Genomic DNA, 24161 nt, shown 5'->3' with positions numbered 1-24161 from the left:
ATTTCATTATAAATAATTTTAATTGTAAAATACCTTACAATTAAGTGTTTAAACATTTGTTTGGTTTATTATAAACAAAATAAGAATGAAAGTCAATGAACCTTAACAAACCCAATATTCATCTTAGTAAACATTAGTTTTACTTAATGTTGTGCACCCAGTAAATAGTCATTAATGAATTTTCCCACAAGAAGAGGTTCTTGGTGTAGAAATTGTATGGTACAATGATATTTAGGACGAAGTTGAAATCTCATCTAAATTTGTAAAAAAATAAAGGAGATTGATTATGAAGATTACTGAAGGCTATATTCCATTTTTAGAATATAAGACCTACTATCGTATAGTAGGTGAATGCACAGGAAATAAAAAACCATTGGTTTTATTACACGGCGGACCGGGTTCTACACATAATTATTTTGAAGTACTTGACAAAGTTGCCGAAGACGGACGTGCGGTCATTATGTATGACCAATTGGGATGCGGCTTGTCTGCAACACCTTCCCGTCCTGACTTATGGTGTGCAAAAACTTGGATTGACGAATTAATCCAGTTACGTAAACACCTAGGCCTAGACGAAATCCACTTATTGGGACAATCTTGGGGCGGTATGCAGGCAATTCAATATGCTTGCGAATACAAACCTGAAGGAATCAAGAGCTACATCTTATCCAGCACTTTACCATCATCTTCGCTTTGGGAAAAGGAACAGCGTAGAAGAGTTGCATATCTTCCGCAGGAAATGCAAGATGCCATTGCTAAAGCAGAAAAAGCTGGAGATTATTCATCAAAAGAGTATAAGAAAGCAGAAGCAGAATTCATGCTTCGTCATTGCGCAGGCCCACTAGGACCAGATTCGCCAAAATGCTTAAGCCGTCCAAAGGTCGCTGGAGCAGAAGCTTATGTAACTGCATGGGGTCAAAATGAATTCAGCCCATCTGGCAACCTAAAAAACTTTGATTTTATGAAAGAGATTGAAGATATTAAAGAACCTTCTTTAATCATCAGCGGTTTGCTTGATCTTTGCTCACCACTTATTGCAAAAACAATGTATGACAAGATTCCAAATTCACAATGGGAATTATTTGAATTCAGCCGCCATATGCCGTTCGTAGAAGAGAATGAGAAATATATAGAAGTGCTGAATAAGTGGTTGAATAAAAACGATTAATTATAACAGCACGAGATCCTCTCACCATGATATAGCCCCCAACAACAAAAACTGTTCCAATCTTTGTAAGGTGCCACATTCCCTATAAAAATTGGAACAGTTAATTAAAATTTTCAATTACAACAAAATGCATTCTCTTACTATCATTTCATTTCCTTTTCAATAACATCTGTTAATTTCTTACAAGGAATAACCTTTATATTCTTAAATTTAACCCCTGCTTTTAAACAATTCATAGGTATATATGCCTTTTTAAAACCCATTCTATCCACTTCTTTTAGTCTTTGCTCGAGTGATGGTACTTTTTTTAATTCCCCAGTAAGACCAAGTTCCCCTATAAAAACTGTATCAGTAGATATTCCATGTTTTAATGCGGAGGATGCAATACTCATTACTACAGCAAGATTTACTGATGTTTCAGTTAACTTAAGACCACCAGTTGCTTTTATGATAACATTTTTATCATAAAGTCCTACCCCACCCCTTTCTTCAAGAATTGAGATAAGAGTCCCTAATTGTTCCTTCCTTGCAAAACACTCACTTAGTCTACTTGGATAAGGAGTAAAAGATTTAGATACAAGACTCTCTACCTCTACAACAATTGGTCTAGTACCGTCCTTTATAACGGCTAAAGCACTCCCTGGAACTAGCTCTTCCCTTTTGGTCATAAAAAACTCCGACGGATCAGTTATTTCTTCCATTCCTATTTCTGTCATGCGAAATAAACCACTCTCAGAAGTGTCACCATATCTATTCTTTTTACTAATTAAATGTTTTAGTTCTTCTCCATCTTCTCCCTCTATGTACAATACGGTATCCACTAAATGCTCTAATATTCGAGGACCCGCCATCTCATCAGCCTTTGTCATTTGGCCAACGAGAAATACAGCTCTTGGTCTATCTGGATTTTTTGCTTTATCCTTTAAAGCTGTAGCACATTCAATTACTTGAGTAGGTGATCCTGCTCTCGAACTTGAATATTCTTCTAAAGTAAATGTTTGAATGCTATCAAGTATTATTAAGTCTGCATCAACAGTTTCTATATGTTGTAATATTTCATCTAACTTAGTATCAGAAACTACCCAGAAATTATCAGCTATTTCTTTTACCGTACGGTCAGCTCTATTTTTAATTTGACTATTGCTTTCCTCTCCAGATGCATACAAAATTTTATATCCTTTTAAAGACAGAGAATTTGCGAGTTGCAGTAAAAGGGTTGACTTGCCCATCCCAGGAGGTGCTGAAATTATGCTTATACTATCTCTAACTATTCCGCCACCCATAACTCTATCAAATTCTGAAACTCCTGTAACTATCCTGTCGCTGCCCAATTGTGCTATCGCCCTTAGTTTTGTTGGGTTAGTTGTTATTGCCATTCTACTTGAGTTAGATTTAAGGTCGCTTGCCTTAACTATTTTTTCTTCATACGTATTCCAGGCACCGCAATCGTTACATTTTCCCATCCATTTTGGTGATTGTGATCCACAGTCTTTACAAATATAAACTTTTTTATCTTTAGCCAATTAGATACATCTCCTTATTTATGATAGATAGACACATTAAAAGCCAAGGTCTTCATCTATCAATACGACTTCCATATCCATGTCATGCATCTTTTTATAGTAAATTACAAGGCCATTGCAGATACGATCTGGACTGGAACAATTATAACAATGATCTGCTTTTATTGCACAGGGGGTTTTAAGTCCTAATCTCATAGCATTACGAGGAGCAGCAATGTTACGGGCACGCCAAATAGCATCTTCAAGTGAATGCGAGATTTTATTTGTACTGACAACAAAATATACCTTTTTATGACCAAATAGTGATCCAGCTACACGATTCCCTGTGCCATCAATATTAACAAACTCTCCTGATTCTGAGAGAGCATTGACTGATGTCAAAAATATATCTGTAGTCAGGCACTCTATTGCAGTATCACCGAATGTTTTCCCAAGCACCAAATGCTTAGGATCAACAACCTTGTTGTGTGAGGAAAGTCTATCAAACAAGTTCATCTGTAGCATAGTATCAGAATCACCAAATCCAATATACTTGTCATTAAGACTACTGTCTAAATACCGTGCCGCATCTTCGGCGGTTTTAAAGATGCTTACCTCATAATTATTTTTCTTAAGTGCGGTAATTGTTTTTTCAATATTCATAATTATACTATATCTCCAATCTATTTTCCATTTAATCTCTTTTTTATTCTTTACTTTTTATTAGTTTTTCTTAATAATTCTTTTTCCTTAATAATAAACCCTTCGTTTGTTGTAATTTTTTCATCCAATAATTATTGATATTCATAATTTCATTTCTTATCCTTTGTTGTTCCACTAAAAATCCCTCCGGTTGTTTTATTTCTTCAACTTTTAGCTATATAGTATTATACTATATTTTTGTTTCGATTTTGTAAACATACATTCGTGTCTTTTTGTTATATATAAACACAAAAATTCCGCAAGCACTCATTTAAGGAACCTCCATGAAATAGCAAACATTACTTTTGTACTACATTTCAGTAAACATATATGACCTTGTGCCGGAGTTTTGCAGTAAATTGCTAAATTATTACGTCATTAGTAAATTGTTTCCACAAGAAAAATGTCTTGGTGTAGAAATTTATGGTACAATGATGACGGAGTTTAAATCTTATCTTAATTTCTCCTAATTGTGGTTGTGTAGTATTCTATATGTATCCATACAGAATACTGTCAATTATATATATTATCCTCATCATTGTTTAACATAACTAAAATTTAAAAGAGAAATTAATTAGTCTTTTTTTAAAATAACAAATATATGCTTTTTAACATAGCTCTTTATCATATAATAATATATTAAAAAATATTATTAATATTGCTATGCATTTTAAGGAGGTTCATAAATGAATAAAAAAATAATATCAGTAGTTATGATACTAACATTAACAATAACTATCAATATCAATGCTTTTGCTGCACCAAGTACTAATGAAACATCTGAATTAAAACAAGCTCAAAGTAGCAAAAAGGCTTTACAGATAAAAGTAAAAAATTTCAACAATGAAATTGATGAAGTATTAAATAAAATTGACGGTAACAAAACTAAAATGAATGAAATTTCTCAAGATATAATAAAAACACAAACTAAATTACAAATTGTAGAAAAAAATGCTATGGATCAAGAAAACTTGTTTGAAAAAAGAGCAAGAGTTATGTATATAAATGGTGTAGATAGTTATCTTGAGGTACTTCTAGATTCAACTAGTTTTAGCGATCTTATATCTAGAGCAGATACACTTAAACAGATAATAGAGTATGATAAAAATCTCATTGCTGAAATTGAAAAACAAAGAAATTCAATAATAAAGCATAGAGACACCTTAAATAATGAGAATGATAAATTATCAGCACTAAAAGCAAATAATGAAATTATACTAACAAAATTAAGTAAAAACATAAAAGAACACAAGGTGCTGCTTAGCAACGTAACTAAAAAAGAAACTAAATTAATTGCTGACAAAAAGTCAAAGGAATTCGCTGCTGAAAAAATAGCAAAAGAACGGGCGGCAGCCAAGAGAATTACTATGTCTAGACACTTAGATTCTAGTAAAAGTTCAACCTCTAACTCTGGTGCTATCCCTAATGATGTATCAAACTCAACGAACTACTTCATTATAGAATCAACTGCATATTCAATGGATGGTTTTACATCATCAGGTTCTAGAACAAACAGAGATCCAAATGGATACAGCACTATAGCTGTGGATCCTAGGGTTATACCAATGGGCTCTAAAGTTTATGTAGAAGGCTATGGATATGCTATTGCATCAGATACTGGTTCCGCTATTAAAGGTAATATCATTGATGTATTTTTTAATACAGAAGCCGAAGTAAATAATTGGGGCCGAAGAAATGTAAAAATCCGTATAATAAATGAATAAGAAATTATGGATTATTTATGATACGGTCCTACCCACACCATTCTAATTCAATTAAATCAAGTGTAAAAAACCCCCTGGACTAATTTATTAGTTCAGGGGGTTTTACTGGTGAAGGCGTTCATCTTTCTTTAATTGCTGTGATTCCACTTTGAACAGTGCTCTTACCTTTTTTCTATATGACTATCCCATCACAATGGTCTACTTCATGTTGAATAATTTGAGCAATCCATCCAAAGTATTTTCCCCTTCGCTTCTTAAATAACGAATCAAAATACTCTACTTCAATCTCTTTGAATCTATTAGTTTTTCTAACACCAACAAGTGAAAGACATCCTTCTTCTGTTTCATATTGACCCGATTTATTTACTATCATAGGATTAATCATCGGAACGTTCATATCGCCCATACTGATCACAATAATTCTTTTTTTGACACCAATCATATTAGCTGCCATTCCTACACAGCCTTCTTTATTTGCTTTAAGTGTATCAAGCAAATCCTGTATCACCTGAGCATCTACTTTTGTAGCCAGTTCTGATTTTTGATTGAGAAAGAATATATCTCTCATAATTGATTTAACCATATGTTATACTCCTTTAATATTTGTCTTTTTTATTATGTTCTGTTCGGCCACCGTACTTAGTGTATTTTAATGCATTGGACAGTACTTGGTCCAGAATAAAAGAAAGCCATTTGTTGTCTGTTGCGACATCTAAATTAGTATTTTCAATTTCTATTTTTATTTTTTTATTAATAAAGGTTTTGGCCTGCTTTTTTACTGCTGCCTTAACTAATCTATCTAACTCAACCTCATTTATAAGATAGTCTTTTGAGAAATCATCTATTTTAGAATAATAAAGAGCTTGTTCCCCCCTATTTGCCAGGGTGATCTTCAGCAGCTTGTGCATCTGCTTTAGTTACATGAACTGTACCATGTGGATGCTGAGGTGGCGCATAAATAGAGTATAATTTAAGTGGTGTATCACCTATATTTATTAGATTATGCCATTTACCAGCAGGTATGATGAATGCAAAATCATCATAGACGTTTCTTTGAAAATTCAAGTTATATTTACTGTCACCCATTTTAACAAGTCCTTGACCTTCTTCAACACGTATGAATTGATCAAGGTTAGGATGAGCCTCTAAACCTATGTCTTCCCCAACCTTGATGCTCATCAAAGTGAGTTGCAAATGGCTTCCTGTCCATAAAGCGGTACGATAAGTATTGTTTTGCTTAGTAGCCTCCTCAATATTAACTACAAACGGTTCTGCGCCATAGTCCTTTAACTGAATTAACCTATCATCACTTGCAGATTGCAAAGGATCAAATCTTGAATCTAACCCCTTTTCATCAGTATAGGTATACGTTGGTGTGTTAATGTAATAAGGGCATGGATAGGTTCTATAAACATTATACGTATTGTATGGATTATACATTGGTACGTTAAGACAATAAGGATATGTTTCATAAACATTATACATATTTCTATTCCTTTTATAGTATTATCATATTATCATATGATTTATATTTAGAAACTGTGCTTCGGTTCACATGAATGCTATGCCCCTAGGGTCATAATACTTAAATTAGAAAATAACAAGAATAAATTTAAGTAACCTTAGAGGTTGGAACCCTATAGAGAAGACATTGTTAAAAAATTGCTCATTACCTTCCCTCTAGTTATGCTCAAGATTGTTTGATTAATGATTTATTTTCAAACATTAAACACATACAGAATACAATTTCAAATATTACCATATCGATTGAAACCACAACTGCATTAAACATGATCCCAATAATAACAGCGGTAAAAGATATAAGTACAGACATTACTGAATAAGCTTTTGATTTATATAACCATCCAAAAGGCAATAAGTGTGCACCAAAGATAATTGCCAAAACCATTACCATTTTATTTGGAACTGTAGGATATACCCACATAGCAACAAGGTGTAAGTAACTCAATTACAATTATCTTACTTTCAGAATATTATATAATCCAAATAAAGTAACCCCATTCTAATTACACTTAATGGCTTCCAAGTTAATATCTAAAGGGAGTTCATTTTTGAACTCCCTTTAGTGTTTATAATACATAGATAAGTCAGAACTCCTCTCCTCTAATGCTAATTTATATTTTTATATTTTTCTTTTATAAAAACGATAATAAAAACTATCACACTTATTCCACCAGTTAATACGAAAATTCCCATTAGGGGCACAACTATTCTTTCACCTAATAATGGGAAGGCAAAACTACTTAAAAAATATAAGACTACACTAATAAACGTTGACCAATGTTATATGGTTATTTACTCTGTTTTCTCTTAACAAAGTAAAGAATGACTTCTACAACTAAACCTAAAGTGGCTCCAACTCCAACCATAAATAGTAAACCTACAATGCTAGTCAAATCACCCCATCCAGGGGCAGTATTTCCTAATACCACATAAAACATGTAAAGTATACCTACTATGGTGCAGAACGTATAAATTAAAAAGAATAGTCGTTTACCTAAAAACCCACCTATACAAGGAATTAAAGCTGACACCAGAGATATTAGAATTAGACTAAGGATATATTTAACAAGTATTTCACTACCAAGTATAAATCTAGTTGTAAGCAAGCCAGTAAATATTATAATCGTATAAAGTATAAAAATCCAAATCCAGCGATTCGATTTTTTTAATGGCATCATAATATTCCTCCTTCGTAAATTGATTCTAGCAACTTTTACCTACTAGTTTTCTTAATTAATAATTTAAGTGAAACAGATAGAATAATATATATAACCACTACGATTACAAGTGTTATTATTCTTTCTGAATTTGAACCGTCAGCAAATAAAACTGGTCCTAATCCAAAGAAAGTTACTAGTAAATACATAATTATAAAAACAACATATATAAGCCACTTCATTTAATCACCTTCTACATTTATTTTCTTTTATGAAAGTGTCGATGGAATTAAGTTTCAATTATTTTAACTAATAAAAAATTAAAGTATATTGTATTATATAGTGTACCATTTTAAATACTTATTAAACACACTTTAAAGGAATAAACTTATTGGTTCTTTTGAATTTCATGAAGTTATTTTCTGCTATCTATTATTGTGTTTTAAAATTGAATATGATATTGTAAATATATATTTCGTTAGCCTTAGGGGGGGGACATTTATGAAAAGAAAAGATTTTATTCTTGCTATATTAGTCGTAATAGTTTGGGGGGCAAATTTTACAGTAATTAAACTGGGACTAGGAGGGGTACCTCCAATGCTACTTGTTACTTTAAGGTATACTTTAGTTGCATTTCCAGCCGTATTTTTTATCAAACCACCTAAAATGGCACTAAAAGATATACTCCTATATGGATTTACAGTTGGGGTAGGTCAATTTGGTTGTTTATTTTATGCCATGCATATTGGAATGCCAGCTGGACTCGCATCTATAATAGTTCAATTACAAGCATTTATATCTCCACTTTTAGGATATTTATTCTTGAAAGAAAAATTCAAAACTAAACAATTAGTAGGTTTTTTAATTGGCGCTTTAGGACTAATTGTGATAGGAGTTGCTTCAAGTACCATTGGAATATCATCGATACCTATTGGTGCTATTTTACTTACAATATGTGCTCCTATATTTTGGTCTATTTCAAATATTGTTGCAAAAACTGCATCAAAAAAATCAATGGAAAAAGATGAACAACTTGATATGTTAAGTTTAGTTGTATGGGGAAGTCTTGTACCCCCGATTCCCACTTTAATTCTAGCATTATTAATTGACTCTCCACAAACTCTTATTAATTCAATCTCTAATTTAGATATGATGTCCATATTTTCAGTTCTTTATTTAGCTTTTGGGTCAACACTATTTGGATATGGATTTTGGAGTATTTTAATATCTAAATATCCAATTAATAAGATTTCACCATTATCATTATTAGTTCCAATAACTGGACTACTTACAGCTAGAATTGTTTTGTTTGAAGAGCTCTCTAAACTACAATGGCTAGGGGTTTCTGTTATAATAATTGGGTTAATGGTTACAAATTTAGATGTTAAACAGATTTTAAATACTATTAACAAAAATAAAACAAAACAGATAGAATAGTTTTGTACCTTCATCCCCAAGTTAATATCACTTTAATTTGAAATTATTAGTTCCGAACACGACCGCCCTAGAATAAACTGGAAACGGTTCATTCTTATAGCAAAAAAACAAGAACTGCATTGAAAAATTTCAATGCAGTTCTTGCTTTTATTTTATGTATGTATAATAAATAATATTCTCTATTCTTCCTCTAGATTTTTTCCATCTAACAAATAATATTTATGAGCATATTTAGACTCATCTGAAATCTTCAGATCAGAATTTTTAGCAGCTTGTTTAACCTGAGCGCCAGCTATGCTAGGTTTGACAATACATCCAGCTCCAGCCACACAGCCACCCGGACATGCCATTCCTTCAAGGAGATATCCATCATACTTTCCTTTTATGGCATCATTACACATCTCCCTACATTCTCTCAGTCCATTTGCAGCTTCAATTTTCACTTCTAGCCCTGGATGTTCTTTTTTTATCAAATCAGCTACAGCCTTAGCGACTCCACCTACAACCGCAAAACCTCTCCCCGAACCAGTTGCTTCATTACTCAAGCTCATATCTGTACCAATTACTTTTACTTCTTTGGCTTCTAACATTCCAGATAACTCCTCATATGTAATTACAAAATCAACTTCACTTTTTACACTTTTTCTGGAAGCTTCTAATTTTTTCGCGCTGCATGGCCCAACAAAAACAATCATTGCATCTTTATGTTTTTCTCTCACAAGCCGAGCAGCAAAAACCATTGGTGTCAAAGTCATTGAAATATTTTCAGCATACTGCGGATATAATTTTTTAGCCATAACAGACCATGATGGGCAGCATGAGGTACCCATAAATGAAAATTTCTCAGGTACATTTTCTATAAATTCTTTTGCCTCATCAATTGTACAAATATCTGCACCAATGGCAACTTCAACAACATCTTTAAATCCCATTATAATCATCGCTCTTTTAAAATCATTAAATCCAACATTTCTACCAAACTGCCCCACATATGATGGAGCTACAATTGCAATTACTTCTTTCTTTTGATTAATTGCCTGAATTAGTTGAAATATCTGGCTTTTATCAGATATTGCTCCAAAAGGACAATTTACCAAACACATTCCACAGCTAACACATTTATCATAATCTATTGATGCTCTGCCATATTCATCTGTATATATTGCATCCACTCCACATGCCATGGCACATGGGCGCCCATGTTTTATTATTGCTGAATACGGACACACTTTAGCACATAAACCACACTTTATACATTTTTCCTGATCAATAACACTTTTCCCATTAACTATACTAACTGCGCCTTTAGGACAAACTTCTACACAAGGGTGTGCTAGGCAGCCACGGCACATATTTGTAACTTCATAGCTATTTGTTGGACAAGAATTACAAGCAAATTTTATAATATTTACAAGTGGCGGTTCATAATATTTTGAAGGTTTTGTTGCCCCTTCTAATCCCTCCGTGATTGCTCTTGATTTATCACTTGGTCTCAAATTTAGTCCCATTGCCAAACGGATTCTCTCACTAACTATTGCTCTTTCAAGAAATGTACTTTCTCTATACTTACCCACATCTCCAGGAATGATCTCATATGGAATATTCTCTATTTCTTTTAAATTGTCTTCAAAGGCCATCTTACTTACGGCCGTAAAAACTTTGTGTCTAATATCAGTAAGTGTTTTATATTCGTATTTCATTATAACTCCTTTTATGCTTTAATATTTATAAAAACTACATATATATTTTTTGTTATAATATCATATAGTAACAATTTAGTCAATTTTATTTGTGTATTTATTTAGCTTTTTATATTATAACTGGTTAATTATCATGAATTTTTCTTAGCTAATCTAATTTGGATCCACCCCCACTTGTTATTTTAATTTTACTTATGCCCTACTATACCTGATTAAATCCTTTTATTATATAATAAAACTTAATATCTTGTTAGATATATAATCCACTTGTGCCTGTAAAACATAACTTAACCCAACATTTATATCTATATTAGCAATTTCTATTCCTATAAAATGACCCTTAATATTCATCTTATACATATTTACTAGTTCCATTACCCCTAAAGAATGAATAGAACTACTCTGGACCTTAATGTTTTTTAGATCATCCAAACTTTTAAAAGTTACTGTGCCTGGTGAATTCCCATAATATGTTGCATCAATAATAAAAAACATATCTTCTTCATTTAATTTTGAAAAACAAAATTCCACATCTGTTTCTCCTATAATAGTCTCAATACCTTTATCCCCTAGGACATTCTTAATTTTTTCTACAATATATATTGCCACCGCGTCATCCATCATTAACCTATTACCTATAGCAATTACTTTTTTACCCATATTAACTAAATCCCTTCATATAAAAAATCCTGCAATAAACAGGACTTAAAAATTTGATTTGTGGCTACTTATTTTTTTCTTTACTTCTTGCAAAATCCATTCACTTAGTTCACTTATTCCTTGGTTTCTGGTGCAAGAGGTTTGAAAAATTTTTGCTTTATCATTTATTAATTTAATATCCTTATAAAACTCTTCTTCCTTAAAATCTGTAAATTGCATTAAATCAATTTTATTTAAAATTATCAACCTGCTTTTTTCAAATATCAGTGGGTATTTGAAAGGCTTGTCATTACCTTCCGTCACACTAAAAACGCATATCTTTATATCCTCGCCAATTTCGAATTCTGCCGGTGTTGATATATCTCCCACATTTTCTATAATAATAAGATCTATCTCCCTTAAATCAAAGTTTAATGATGCTTCCCTTACCATTCCTCCATCTAAATAACAAGGCCCCACAGTATTAATCTGTACTGTTGGAACTCCCATGGCTTCAATTCGCTCTGCATCGTTAGTGGTAAATAAATCCCCTTCAATTATTGCCATGTTTAAGTTTTGTTTAAGTTTTGGAATTAACTTCTCAAGTATGGAGGTTTTGCCAGATCCCGGAGCGCTCATTAAATTTATAACAAATATATTCTCTCCATCAAAAAGATCTTTATTTTCCGCATGTATCTCTTCATTTGTATTTATCATATTAATATTAATCTTTATTTCACTCATTTCACTATCCCCCTTTTATTGTATATAAATATAACACATATCTTCATCATTTTTTAAAATAACTTACCAGCATTATAGTCATTTTTTAGCGGATATCTTAAGTAATATTTATATAATAAGGGTCACCATATTCTGTATTAACATGGGTAGCACAAGATATACAAGGATCAAAAGAGCGTACGATACGACCTATTTCCACAGGATTGTTAATGTTTTGAATTTCAGTACCAATAAGAGCGCTCTCAAGGGCTCCGCGCTGACCCAATTCATCTATTGGTGAAAGGTTCCAAGCGGTGGGTGTAACTATATCGCAATTCTTTATAACCCCTTTTTCTATAGTAAGCCAGTGTCCGAGAGCTCCCCTAACAGCATCACAGAGCCCTATCCCTTGTGCACTTTCTGCAATAATATATTCATCCTGTACTGCTAGTATCGGCTCTATAGATTCAAGTATTATAAACATTTTCTCACAAATATTTTTCCCCTCGAGTACCCGAGCCATAAGCCTATCCATGGTAGATATATTATTTTTATATGAACCTGATAAAATCATTCGAGCAAGTGGACCAACCTGTACAACTTTACCTTTATATCTAGGTGCTTTTATAAATGTATATGCTCCTGGCTTTTTAATATCTGTTTCAGATGGATGCTTTGATGGTACTTCACTAGCTTTAGAATCTTTATACCAAGAAAATGCTGAGCTCTCTGTTATTGCTTTGGGGTCTAAGATAGCCACCTCACCATCAATGTAACTTGAAGGCTGGACGTACTGCATTTCTTTATTAGACAAATCATGAAATAGTCCATAGGTTAAAAGATTTTCTGTCCCGCCACCGATCTTAAAATACTCCGGATAATAATGAGCTATAATATTTATATCGTCAACCATATTTTTGCTCATAAATTCACTAATAGGGTGTAGTATGGATTTTAATCTCATAATTTTAGAAGCATCCATATTTGCAGTTGTGCCACCCACAAACACACCATGGTTATGGGGTACTTTCCCCCCTACAAGAGCTATAATTTCGTGGGCGAGGCGACTACATTCTAATGCCTTCACATAATCTATATTGATTTTTTCTGTGTATTTTTCTGAAATTCTAAAATCATAGTCTAAATTTCCTGGAGCTAATGTTATATCTACATAATCAGGAAATACAAAAATACAAATTTGCCTCATGATATTTTGGAGATACTCAGCTCCATGTACAAAATTTCTGATTTTTACTCCGTTCTCATTAGGCTTTACCTTTAGTGCATCCTCTAATACCAAACTTGCAACTAATCCATGAGACGTAGAACATATGCCACATATCCTTTCAGTAAAATATACTGCATCTAATGGTGGGCGCCCTATTAACATCTTTTCAAAACCTCTAAATTGAATTCCACCACTTTTAGCATCTACAATCTTATTTTTTTTAATTTCTACCTCTATACTTAAAGGACCCATTATTCTAGTTATAGGGTCTATAATTATTTTAGTAGTCACCACGATCACCTCACTCTAAATTATATTGTGAAATACAATATTTTTCTAACTATGTTTAAATAACCCACTTACTTAACAAATGGCTCTGTGCCATCCGGAAAAAACTCACTAGCACAACCTATACAAGGTGTATTAGCCTCAACTGGCCAATTTATTCTTGAATTCCATAATCCAAGAGGACAATAAGCTTTTGTAATAGGACCCTTGCATCCAACCTTTATCATGCATTCCTTATCTCCAAGCTTCTCTGCAAATACTTTATTATCAAAATACGAGCGTCTTGGGCAATTAGTATGATTTGTTTCTTTAAAAAACATTAGTGGACGCCCTTTTTCATCTATTTCAACCTTTCTATCAAGGATAATGCTAGCTATAGTTCCCATAACCCACAATGGATTCGCAGGGCATCCTGGAATATTTATTACTTCACGTCCAAGGAAATCGCCTAAACTTGTGCATCCTGTTGGATTAGGTCTAGCTGCTGATATTCCTCCAAATGATGCGCAAGTCCCTATAGCTATTATTGCTTTTGCTTTCTTTGCAGCTAAATTAATAGCTTCCGCTGTAGGTACACGTCTACCTTTATATGTTGCAAAAATATTATAAAAACCCTCATCCATATTAGTTAGGGCACCTTCTACTCCCAATATAAAATTTGTATCTAGAGCTTCTAAGAACTCTTCATATGCAACTTCACCTTCTGCCTGCATAAGGCTAGGGCTAAATTTTAAATTAACCATTTCCTTTAAGAAGTAAGAAGCATCGGGCTTATCCGCATTAAGAAAAGAAATAATATTCCCCATACACCCGTTAGCTTCCATCCATATAAAATTAATCTTTTTAACCCCTCCCATATGGATTTCATCTATTGCCCTTTTTATAAGTCCTCTCTCATGCAAAATATTCCCTCCTATTTATCTATTATTAATATATATTGAAAAAATCTTTTAATTATGCAGTATTTAGCACTAAACAATTATAGTCAAATAAATATAGCCAGAGAGTTATATAATCCCTGGCTTATCTTGCATAAAATTCAACATATTCTTGGAAGCTGAATTCCAGATGGCATATCAACTAATCTTTTTCCACCTACTATTGTATTTAAATAAACCCTTTGTCCAATTTCCTCCGTTACTTTTCCTATAATTGCAGCATTAGTACCTAGTGGGTGCTTTCTCATTGCACCAAGTACCTTCTGAGCATATGCCTCTGGTACAAAAGCACAAAGTTTCCCTTCGTTAGCAATATATAATGGGTCGAGTCCCAGCATCTCAGAAGCACCTTTTACTTCTTCTTTAAATGGTAAATTATTCTCTTCAAGTGCTATGGTTACATTGCTAAATTCACTAATTTCATTAAGTACTGCCGCAACTCCACCTCTTGTAGCATCCCGGATAACGTGAATACCCTCATATGCTTCAAGCATTGTATCTACCAATGAATTAAGGCATGCACAATCGCTCCTTAAATTTCCCTCTAGTCCAAGATTATTTCTCTGGCATATTATTGTCATTCCATGGTCTCCAAGTGTTCCATTTACTATAACAATGTCCCCTTCTCTTGCATTGGCACAATTAATATTCACATTTTCATAAATCCTACCAATGCCAGAAGTGTTAATAAAAATCCCATCAACATTTCCTTTTTCTACAACTTTTGTGTCACCAGCTACAATAATCACTCCTGCATTACTCGCCTCGTCTGCCATAGATATAACAATTTCTTCTAGTTTTTTAATAGAGAAGCCCTCTTCGATAATAAATGCACTTGTAATGTAAAGCGGTTTTGCTCCACTTACGGCTAAATCATTTACAGTACCACAAACTGCTAATTTACCAATATTCCCTCCATTAAAGAAGATTGGATTTACCACAAAAGAATCTGTAGTAAAAGCAAGTTTTTTAAAATCTATTTCTAGTTGAGCTGCATCATTCATTTGATTTAAGATATCATTGCCGAAATATTTGAAAAACACTTCACTAATCAATTTATTTGATTGCAAACCGCCACTTCCATGACTTAAAGTTATATTATCATTCATTTAAACCCCCTGCATTCCTTAAAAGTACGTAACAACTATTAATTGTTACTCCTCTAGTATTCCTTGTAAGCATGTATCTATTACATAGTGTCTTTGTGGTATCTATAATATGCAGCGCAAGTACCTTCTGATGAAACCATGCAGGAACCAACTGGATTTTCGGGTGTGCAGTGTTTTTTGAAAAGTGGACAATCTGTTGGTTTAATTTTTCCTTTAAGTATTTCTCCACATTTGCAACCAGGGCTACCATCATAATCCTCATACTCAATTCCAAAATGCTTAAGTGCATCATAACCTTCATACTTACTATTAAATTCCATACCACTTCCACTTATTCTGCCAATTCCTCTCCAGCTACTATCCACAATATTAAAAGTTTCGCTTAAATATTCCAAGGCATAGGGGTTACCCCCAGTTTTAACTATTCTTTTATATTCGTTCATAATCCTGTAATCTTTTTTGCTTATTAAATTTACTAATGTGTTTAACCCTTGAAGTATGTCTAATGGTTCAAACCCTGTAACTACAGCAGGTGTATTATACTTTCCACTTAGAAATTCATAGGGTTTCATTCCTATAATTGCACAAACATGCCCTGGTAATAAAAAACCATCTATATTTAAGTCTTTATCCTGAACTAAAGCCTCCATGATCGGTGGAACTATTTTATTGGCAGTAGCAAAAAATAAATTTTTTATATTATTTTTTTTAGCTTCAATAACTGTGAGTGAAGTTATAGGCGCCGTAGTTTCAAAACCTACTGATAAAAACACTATTTTTTTAGAGGGATTTTGTGATGCCATAACAAGGCAATCCATTGGAGAGTATACTATTCTTACATCAAAACCTTCTTCTTTTTTCTTACTCAGTGATCCCTTTTTTCCAGGTACTCTCATCATATCTCCAAAGGTTGCAATAATTACATCTTCTTTTGTACAAAGTGTTATCACTGCATCAATATAGCTTTGAGGTGTAACGCACACAGGGCAACCTGGACCTGAAATCAGATTTATATTTAAAGGAAGCACGTCCCTAATACCATATCTGAATATCGCCATAGTATGAGTACCGCAAACCTCCATAATGTTTATCCTTTTGCTGGAAATATTGTTTAACTTTTTTACAAGTTTTTTTGCATATTCTGAATTTCTAAATTCATCTGCGAACTTCATTATAAAGAAGCTCCTTAAAAGCATCTAATGTTATTTTTGCTTCTTCTTCATCTATGGTTTCAATTGCACAACCTGCATGTACAAGTACATATTCATCTACACAAACATCTGGCACGAGATGCATAAATATCTCCCGTCTAACATTCCCAATTTCTACAATTCCTTTATTTCCTTCTATTTTTACTACTTTCCCAGGGACTGCAAGGCACATTCTCTTTCCTCCTTTTTCTTCTTTAATTAAATCATGATCTGTGATGCAACAATATTATTTAATTAATTTTTTCTTATTTTCAATTTTCCCCATTAACCATGAACATACTTCATCTATACCCTGATTTTTAACACAGGATGTTTCAAATGTATCCGCATTAGCATTTAGAGATTTTATATCTCTGTAAAACTCTTTTTTATCAAAATCAGTAAATTCTATTAAATCTAATTTATTTAAAATAATAACACCACTTTTTTCAAACATTAGTGGATACTTCAAAGGTTTATCATTCCCTTCTGGAGTACTCAAAACACAAATCTTTATATCTTCCCCAATTTCAAATTCTGCGGGGCAAACTAAATTACCTACATTTTCTATTACAAGTAGATCAAGTTTATCAAGAGTTATTGAATTTAATGCATTTTTTATCATTGACCCATCAAGGTGGCAAGCTCCACCAGTGTTAATTTGAACCACTGGAACACCCTGCGCCTCTATTCTCTGTGCATCTTTAGTTGTATAAATATCTCCTTCAATTACAGCAATATTAATATTATTTTTAAGCTTTGTTATTATTCTTTCAAGTAGTGTAGTCTTACCTGAACCAGGCGAACTCATTAGATTTATTACATAGATTCCTTTATCATCCAGTAATTTTTTATTTTTAGCTGTTATCTCATTATTAGTTTGAAGAATGCTCGTAACAATATTTATTTTGCTCATATTTTAATCTCCTTCTATTGTATTTACATAAAGCTCATATCCATGAATTATACTAGAACAAAATTTATTACAGCATGGACAAAGTTTATTAAAATGATGTATCTGGAATTTTTGTTTACAATCAAAACATTCAGCTACTGCACTAACTTTCTCTATTTCTAAAGTTGAACCTTCAAGCATTGTATCAATAATACATATGTCGAATGCAAAATTTAAGCATTCTGCCGAGACTCCGGATAACTCGCCTATTTTTAGTGATACTTTGGTAACCTTAGTTAATTTATTTTCATTTGCCTTGTCTGTAACTATTTTAATAACATTTTCAATTATTGAAACTTCATGCATATTTATCTCCTAATTATTTGTAACTCTTTCTAATTAATATATATGTTAAATGTTTTACTAAAATGTTTTATACGAGAATCTTTGCTAAATCCTTATTCCATTATTTTCAATTATTGCATTAGCTATAATTATCTGCCCGATTGCTATCCCTCCATCATTAGAAGGTAAATTCTTATGAATATGTGCTTTAAACTTATTGTTTTGAAGATTACTGCATATTTTCGTAAGCAAAAAACAATTTTGAAAAACTCCTCCGCTTAGCACAACGTCATTTATCTTAAAGTCTTGTCTAATTAATTTACACATACTAACAGTTAAATTTACTATAGTGTTTTGAAATTTTGATGCAATGATTTTAGCAGATAACCCTTTTCTTTTATCTTTTAAAGCCTCAATAATTATTTCATAGGGTTCAATAATATACATACCTTGTTTTATTATTTTATAAGTATATGATTCTTCAATATCCATTTCTGATATAGCTTCAAGTTCAACGGATGCCTGTCCTTCATAAGTAACTGTATCTGTAATTCCAATCATATTTGACATAGCATCAAAAAGCCTACCCATACTTGAAGTCTCGATACAATTAATATTAGAATTTAAAATATTAATTAAGCTAATTCCTTTGCTACCATATAGCTCAAAAATTATATCATTAACTTCTATTTTATTTACCAAAGCACCTAAAGCCTTATAAATGTAGGAAACTGCCATTCGATATGGTTCTTTAATGGCTTTTTCTCCTCCAGGCATCTTAATATAATCAAGATGAGCTACTCTAGTAAACTTATGGTAATCACAAATCATGAATTCCCCACCCCATATTTTCCCATCGCTGCCATAACCAGTTCCATCAAAACAAATTCCAATAACTTTTTCTTTTAAATTGTTTTCGAACATATTACTAACTATGTGAGCATGATGATGCTGAACTGCTATCTTAGGCAAATCATATTCTAGCGCATATTTAGTTGACATATACCCTGGATGCAAATCATGAGCTATAAATTTTGGTGAAAAAGAAAATATATTTTTAAAATGTTCAACATTTTTGTTATAATTATCATAAGTTTCTAAATTCTCTAAATCACCATTAAATTGACTTAAGAACAAAAATCCTTCTTTACTAATACAAAAAGTATTTTTCATATTGGGTCCACAAGCCAAAATATTACGTGTACTGGTCCATTTAAAAGGTTCAGGCACAAAGCCACGAGACCTCCTTATAATTGTTTGCTCTTTATTTATAACTTTTAATACAGAATCATCAACTGGTTCATATATTTCACGGTTATTCATGAGAAAATAATCTGCAATACCGGAAAGGGCCTTTCTTGCGGAACTATCTTTATACTCTATAGGTAGACCATTAATATTCGCACTGGTCATAATAAGAACCTTAAGTTTTTCTGAAAACAATAAAATATGAATAGGTGTATATGGAAGCATTACTCCTATGGTCTTTTGATTCGGTGTGATTGTTTTAGGTAAATCGTAGCTTTTTCTTTGCTGCAAAATAACTATCGGTTTTTTAATTCCAGTTAGAATCTTCTCTTCTAATTGGTTAACCTTACAATATTTCTTTACCGTTTCTATATTTTTCATCATAACCGCTAGAGGCTTAAAGGATCTTTTTTTTCGCTCCCTTAAGTTACTCACGGAAGTCTCATTCATTCCATCACAGGCAAGGTGAAAACCTCCTAGCCCTTTTATTGCAAATATTTTTCCTTCCTTGAGCATGGTTTGAACAAAACTTATGAGATTCTCTATTTCTAATCTATTACCTTTTGAATCTTCTACCCAAAGTTCTGGACCACATGCCTTGCACGCATTTGGTTGTGCATGGAATCTTCTATTTGTAGGATCTAAATATTCACCATTACACTGGTTGCACATTTTAAAATTGTTCATTGTGGTTTTTTCTCTATCATAAGGTAGTTCTTTTATTATAGAAAACCTAGGGCCACAATTTGTACAATTAGTAAACACATATCCTAGTCTTCTATTATTAATATTTAATATATCTTCCTCGCATTCACTACAAATAGCTATATCTGGTGATATTAAAGTAATCTTATCTAAATTCACTTCACTTTCTTTAATTTCGAAATTAGAATAATTTAATACTTTATCTGCTTTTATAGTTATTTTTTCTATTCGAGCAAGAAGTGGAGGGTTATTTTCAAGACATTTTATTAATTTATGTATATCTTCCGCAAACCCCTCAACGTCTATATAAACTCCTTCAGAGTTATTATTCACCCAACCATTTAACCCAAATGCTTTTGCTAGATTATATACAAATGGACGGAAACCTACACCTTGTACTATTCCTTCAACCACAATAAAACATCTCTTTTTATCCATAAAACACACCTTTCATATATTTCCTAAGTTTTAAAGTTCAAATCAATCCATAAATCAATCTAAATAACAATATATGCATTTAAAAAATAACAAGAACTAAGAATGTACTTTATCTTAGTTCTTATATCATGCAGAATAACTCCTACATCAATTTTTCATCAATAAAACTTATATATCTTTTGAAACAATGTTAGAATTAACGCTTGTCTCTGCAGAATCTTTCAGGTAAGCAAACCAGTATACAGTTCCTACAAAAACAGCTCCCCCAATTATATTACCAATTGTTACTGGAATTAAGTTTTTAGTAACAAAAGTTCCCCAATTAAGCCCAGCTAATTTATCTGGTGTTACATGAGATGCTGCCACCCAAGCTGCGTTTGTTTTTGCCATTATTCCTGCTGTAATATAGTACATATTTGCAACACTATGCTCAAATCCTGATGTTATAAATAACCATATCGGAAAGAAAACAGCAAATATTTTTCCTATCATAGTTTTTGATCCATATGACATCCAAACAGCTAAACACACAAGCCAATTACACATAATTCCAAGGTATAGTGCAGGCATAAAGGACAACCCTACTTTATAAGCTGCAATTTTAATGGTAGCTCCTCCGAGTCCATTTGCCCCACTATTAAATAGTCCTGATTGTACCATCATAAAAGCAATAAATACTGAACCAATAAAATTTCCTAAATATACAATGGACCAATTTTTAAGCATTTTGCTCCATTTAACTTTACCTTTTAGTACACTTATAATAATTAATGTATTTCCCGTAAACAGTTCTCCACCAGCTATAACAACTAGCATTAATCCTGTTCCAAAAATTGCACCCGCAATGCATTTCCCTAAACCATAAGTTTCAGGTTTTGCAAATAAATTAAAAGCTGCCATATTTGACCCTTCGGAAGCAAATGCAATAAAAGCTCCCGCTAAAATACCTAAAATGAATGAGGTAGAAGTTGGCATACTTGTTTTTTTAATTCCCGCCTGCTCTGTATACGTTGCAATTTCCTTTGGTGTCAAAAATTCACTCATATTTTTACATCTCCATTTACATTATTTTGTAATATATACTTATAAAACCAACAATAATTATAAGTTCTATATCATCTTAAGTATTTTAAAAAATAATTCTCTGCTCATGCGTATAGTTATTCATTCTCTTTCTCCTTGCAAATCCTACTATTGTAATTTAATTTAAGCGCGCCTCTAGTGGCTTGTTCTTTTGAATTACTTCTTCTAGTTTTATAAAGTTTTCCTCGTTAAATCGTCTTTTACCATATTACATTTCCCTCTTATTCCTTAGCTCTTATTTCTTTCACATTTTTAATTAAGTTTATAATCTAAATCAAAATAATTATGATTATACCATGTTATTACTAATTACTTTTGATTTTTTTATTGCAAATCATAAGAAAACCCACAACTAATTAATTAGTTGCGGGTTTTACTGGTGGAGGCGAAGCACAGTCCCCTTTTATGATTAGGATATGCGATTTAGCATTCACCGTCTACATTAACAAGTAACTTTGATAGTTCCTGTATTTACAAACAAATGCCTTGATATTTTTAAAGCATTGTCAATCAATTCAATAGAAAAAATCTCATATTTATGATTGATTTATGATAATGTCTTACTATACCACATTTGATTTTGTCCCAAATATAAAAACATTGTATAATAAACCTCATAACTAGAGTGTTTTATTCTAAAATTCAGAAATCATCTATTTACTTATATGCTGAGTTTTATAAAGCTCAGCATATACACCATTTTCTTCCATTAAACATTCGTGATTTCCATCTTCAATAATATTTCCACTATCAAATACAAGAATTCTATCTGCATTTCTAACAGTAGATAATCTATGAGCAATAACAAAAGTTGTTCTGCCTATTATTAGGTTATCAAAAGTTTTTTGTATTTTAGCTTCAGTAACACTATCAAGGGCAGAAGTTGCTTCATCTAAAATTAGGAATGGTGGATTTTTTAGAAATATACGGGCTATAGAAATACGTTGTTTCTGTCCACCAGAAAGCATTGCACCACGTTCTCCAACAAAAGTATTAAATCCATCAGACATAGCAATAATATCATCATAAATCTCAGCCTGTTTTGCTGCTATTGCAACTTCCTTAGAAGTAGCATCAGGTCTACCGTATCTGATATTTTCTAAAATACTATCAGCAAAAAGGAATACATCTTGTTCTACAACTCCAATGTTTTTATGCAAAGATTCTTGTGTGACATTACGTATATCTACATGGTCAAGCAAAATTTTTCCTTCATCAACATCATAGAACCTGGGAATCAATTTACATAGTGTTGATTTTCCTCCACCTGATTGACCTACCACTGCAATTGTTTCGCCAGGATCCACGTGGAGAGAAATATTGTGTAATACTTGAATCCCTTTTTTGTAAGAAAAACTAATATTTTTAATATCTAATTCGCCTTTTACTCTGCCTATCTCTATAGCACTCGGATCATCTTTCATTTCAGTTTCAGTACGCATCATATCTACAAAACGTACAAGCCCAGCTCCACCTGTTGCAAATAGTTCAGCAAAGTTTGAAAGTTTTCTAATTGGAGTTATAAAAGTAGCAATATATAAAGTAAAAGTGATTAAATCAATTTGATTCATCTGTCCTTTCATAATTAATATACCACCTACTAAGATAACTGTTGCTGGCAAAATACAAAGGAAAAATTCCATTGTAGCATTGAAATATCCCATAGCCTTATAAAATTTGGTTTTAGATGTTTTGAAAGCATCATTTGATTCACTAAACTTATCAAATTCTGAATTCTCATTTGCAAATGCTTTTGCTGTTTTCATTCCTGAAATTCCTGATTCAATATTTACATTTATAGAAGCAGTTTTTTCTTTCACTTCAAGAGAAGCTTTTGACATTTCAGAACGTCTATACCATACAACTAATAAAAATATAGGTAAGATTAAAGCAATAACCAAAGTTAATTTCCACTGAATAGTAAATAAGATACCTAGTGATCCTATTATTGTCAAGGTGGATATAAAAACATCCTCAGGACCATGATGAGCAAGCTCAGTTATATCAAATAAATCTGCTGTAAGTCTACTCAGTAGTTGACCTGTACGGTTTTTATCAAAGTATCCATAAGACAATTCCTGCATATGTTGAAATAAATCGCTTCTTATATCCGCTTCTACTAATACACCAAAAGTGTGACCATAGTACGTTATTATATAGTAGAAAAAAGCTCTTAATGTATAAGCAATTAGCATAATCACCATAATAGTTATAAAAGTTTTATAAGCATTAATAGGTAATAGCTCATTTAGAGAATAACGAGTTATTGCTGGAAATGATAAGTCAATAACTGCAATTAAGAATGCACATGACATATCTAATATAAATAGTTTTTTGTGTGGTTTAAAATATGAGAAGAATATTGAAACTAGAGATCTTTTTTGGAATTCTTTTGTATCCATTTTGGTTATTTCCCTT

Annotated in this window: 24 protein-coding genes; 3 read left to right on the top strand and 21 right to left on the bottom strand. The window is 32.2% G+C overall.

Going from position 1 to position 24161, the window contains the following annotated elements:
• Nucleotides 1-286: 286 nt before the first annotated feature.
• Nucleotides 287-1168, top strand: a complete 882-nt coding sequence (gene pepI, locus KPL51_RS04410) for a proline iminopeptidase (RefSeq protein WP_216157880.1) — start codon at nucleotides 287-289, stop codon at nucleotides 1166-1168.
• Between the two features lie 143 nt (nucleotides 1169-1311).
• Here the strand turns inward: pepI and radA are convergent, their stop codons facing one another.
• Together radA and KPL51_RS04400 are read right to left on the bottom strand one after the other, a co-directional pair.
• Nucleotides 1312-2691, bottom strand: a complete 1380-nt coding sequence (gene radA / locus KPL51_RS04405) for a DNA repair protein RadA (RefSeq protein WP_216157877.1) — start codon at nucleotides 2689-2691, stop codon at nucleotides 1312-1314.
• 36 nt (nucleotides 2692-2727) lie between these two features.
• Nucleotides 2728-3333, bottom strand: a complete 606-nt coding sequence (locus tag KPL51_RS04400) for a lactate utilization protein (protein WP_216157875.1) — start codon at nucleotides 3331-3333, stop codon at nucleotides 2728-2730.
• Between the two features lie 725 nt (nucleotides 3334-4058).
• On the opposite strand from KPL51_RS04400, the gene KPL51_RS04395 reads away from it, so the two are divergent.
• On the top strand, nucleotides 4059-5096 hold the full coding sequence (locus KPL51_RS04395; RefSeq protein ID WP_216157873.1) for a 3D domain-containing protein: 1038 nt from the start codon (nucleotides 4059-4061) through the stop codon (nucleotides 5094-5096).
• Between the two features lie 172 nt (nucleotides 5097-5268).
• Here the strand turns inward: KPL51_RS04395 and KPL51_RS04390 are convergent, their stop codons facing one another.
• The 6 genes from KPL51_RS04390 to KPL51_RS04365 form a co-directional block, all read right to left on the bottom strand.
• On the bottom strand, nucleotides 5269-5679 hold the full coding sequence (locus tag KPL51_RS04390; RefSeq protein WP_216157871.1) for a peptide deformylase: 411 nt from the start codon (nucleotides 5677-5679) through the stop codon (nucleotides 5269-5271).
• 13 nt (nucleotides 5680-5692) lie between these two features.
• Complete coding sequence (locus KPL51_RS04385) at nucleotides 5693-6004, bottom strand: ATP-binding protein (protein ID WP_216157869.1); 312 nt, start codon at nucleotides 6002-6004, stop codon at nucleotides 5693-5695.
• Complete coding sequence (locus KPL51_RS04380; protein WP_216157867.1) at nucleotides 5970-6581, bottom strand: cupin domain-containing protein; 612 nt, start codon at nucleotides 6579-6581, stop codon at nucleotides 5970-5972. Before KPL51_RS04380 ends, KPL51_RS04385 begins: the two co-directional genes overlap by 35 nt.
• A gap of 205 nt (nucleotides 6582-6786) precedes the next feature.
• The gene (locus tag KPL51_RS04375) at nucleotides 6787-7065 is read right to left on the bottom strand and encodes a DUF7010 family protein (protein ID WP_216157865.1); all 279 of its coding nucleotides are present in this window, start codon (nucleotides 7063-7065) and stop codon (nucleotides 6787-6789) included.
• Nucleotides 7066-7408: 343 nt separating this feature from the next.
• The gene (locus KPL51_RS04370; protein WP_216157863.1) at nucleotides 7409-7798 is read right to left on the bottom strand and encodes a hypothetical protein; all 390 of its coding nucleotides are present in this window, start codon (nucleotides 7796-7798) and stop codon (nucleotides 7409-7411) included.
• A gap of 35 nt (nucleotides 7799-7833) precedes the next feature.
• The gene (locus KPL51_RS04365) at nucleotides 7834-8019 is read right to left on the bottom strand and encodes a DUF6954 family protein (protein WP_216157861.1); all 186 of its coding nucleotides are present in this window, start codon (nucleotides 8017-8019) and stop codon (nucleotides 7834-7836) included.
• 259 nt (nucleotides 8020-8278) lie between these two features.
• Here KPL51_RS04365 and KPL51_RS04360 point away from each other — a divergent pair, with 259 nt between their 5' ends.
• The gene (locus KPL51_RS04360; protein ID WP_216157859.1) at nucleotides 8279-9214 is read left to right on the top strand and encodes an EamA family transporter; all 936 of its coding nucleotides are present in this window, start codon (nucleotides 8279-8281) and stop codon (nucleotides 9212-9214) included.
• A 179-nt stretch (nucleotides 9215-9393) separates the two neighbouring features.
• Here the strand turns inward: KPL51_RS04360 and KPL51_RS04355 are convergent, their stop codons facing one another.
• The 13 genes from KPL51_RS04355 to KPL51_RS04295 form a co-directional block, all read right to left on the bottom strand.
• Nucleotides 9394-10914 (bottom strand): 4Fe-4S dicluster domain-containing protein, encoded by a 1521-nt coding sequence (locus tag KPL51_RS04355; protein WP_216157858.1) that lies wholly within the window; start codon nucleotides 10912-10914, stop codon nucleotides 9394-9396.
• 225 nt (nucleotides 10915-11139) lie between these two features.
• On the bottom strand, nucleotides 11140-11574 hold the full coding sequence (locus KPL51_RS04350; protein ID WP_216157857.1) for a hydrogenase maturation protease: 435 nt from the start codon (nucleotides 11572-11574) through the stop codon (nucleotides 11140-11142).
• Between the two features lie 45 nt (nucleotides 11575-11619).
• Entirely contained in the window at nucleotides 11620-12297 is a 678-nt protein-coding gene (hypB, locus tag KPL51_RS04345; RefSeq protein WP_216157855.1) for a hydrogenase nickel incorporation protein HypB, read from the bottom strand.
• Nucleotides 12298-12394: 97 nt separating this feature from the next.
• Nucleotides 12395-13795 carry a nickel-dependent hydrogenase large subunit gene (locus tag KPL51_RS04340; protein WP_216157853.1) on the bottom strand — a complete coding sequence of 467 codons (1401 nt, stop codon included), beginning with the start codon at nucleotides 13793-13795 and terminating at the stop codon, nucleotides 12395-12397.
• Between the two features lie 68 nt (nucleotides 13796-13863).
• A complete protein-coding gene (locus KPL51_RS04335; RefSeq protein WP_216157933.1) occupies nucleotides 13864-14649 on the bottom strand; it encodes a hydrogenase small subunit in 786 nt (261 codons plus the stop codon).
• A 182-nt stretch (nucleotides 14650-14831) separates the two neighbouring features.
• Entirely contained in the window at nucleotides 14832-15839 is a 1008-nt protein-coding gene (gene hypE, locus KPL51_RS04330) for a hydrogenase expression/formation protein HypE (RefSeq protein ID WP_216157851.1), read from the bottom strand.
• Between the two features lie 80 nt (nucleotides 15840-15919).
• A complete protein-coding gene (hypD, locus tag KPL51_RS04325) occupies nucleotides 15920-17011 on the bottom strand; it encodes a hydrogenase formation protein HypD (RefSeq protein ID WP_216157849.1) in 1092 nt (363 codons plus the stop codon).
• Nucleotides 16995-17222, bottom strand: a complete 228-nt coding sequence (locus tag KPL51_RS04320) for a HypC/HybG/HupF family hydrogenase formation chaperone (RefSeq protein WP_216157847.1) — start codon at nucleotides 17220-17222, stop codon at nucleotides 16995-16997. The genes hypD and KPL51_RS04320 overlap by 17 nt, the downstream gene beginning before the upstream one ends.
• 54 nt (nucleotides 17223-17276) lie before the next feature.
• Complete coding sequence (gene hypB, locus KPL51_RS04315) at nucleotides 17277-17945, bottom strand: hydrogenase nickel incorporation protein HypB (protein ID WP_216157845.1); 669 nt, start codon at nucleotides 17943-17945, stop codon at nucleotides 17277-17279.
• 3 nt (nucleotides 17946-17948) lie between these two features.
• Nucleotides 17949-18290 carry a hydrogenase maturation nickel metallochaperone HypA gene (gene hypA, locus KPL51_RS04310; RefSeq protein ID WP_216157843.1) on the bottom strand — a complete coding sequence of 114 codons (342 nt, stop codon included), beginning with the start codon at nucleotides 18288-18290 and terminating at the stop codon, nucleotides 17949-17951.
• A gap of 84 nt (nucleotides 18291-18374) precedes the next feature.
• On the bottom strand, nucleotides 18375-20660 hold the full coding sequence (gene hypF / locus KPL51_RS04305) for a carbamoyltransferase HypF (RefSeq protein WP_216157841.1): 2286 nt from the start codon (nucleotides 20658-20660) through the stop codon (nucleotides 18375-18377).
• Between the two features lie 168 nt (nucleotides 20661-20828).
• Nucleotides 20829-21704, bottom strand: a complete 876-nt coding sequence (locus KPL51_RS04300; RefSeq protein ID WP_216157839.1) for a formate/nitrite transporter family protein — start codon at nucleotides 21702-21704, stop codon at nucleotides 20829-20831.
• A gap of 692 nt (nucleotides 21705-22396) precedes the next feature.
• Nucleotides 22397-24145 (bottom strand): ABC transporter ATP-binding protein, encoded by a 1749-nt coding sequence (locus tag KPL51_RS04295; protein ID WP_216157837.1) that lies wholly within the window; start codon nucleotides 24143-24145, stop codon nucleotides 22397-22399.
• Nucleotides 24146-24161: the final 16 nt, after the last annotated feature.

The sequence above is a fragment of the Clostridium bowmanii genome (genome assembly GCF_018861315.1).
In the GTDB taxonomy this organism is placed as follows: domain Bacteria; phylum Bacillota; class Clostridia; order Clostridiales; family Clostridiaceae; genus Clostridium_AD; species Clostridium_AD bowmanii.
Note: the sequence above shows the minus strand (reverse complement) of the source record. Positions and strands in the feature narration are given on the sequence as shown.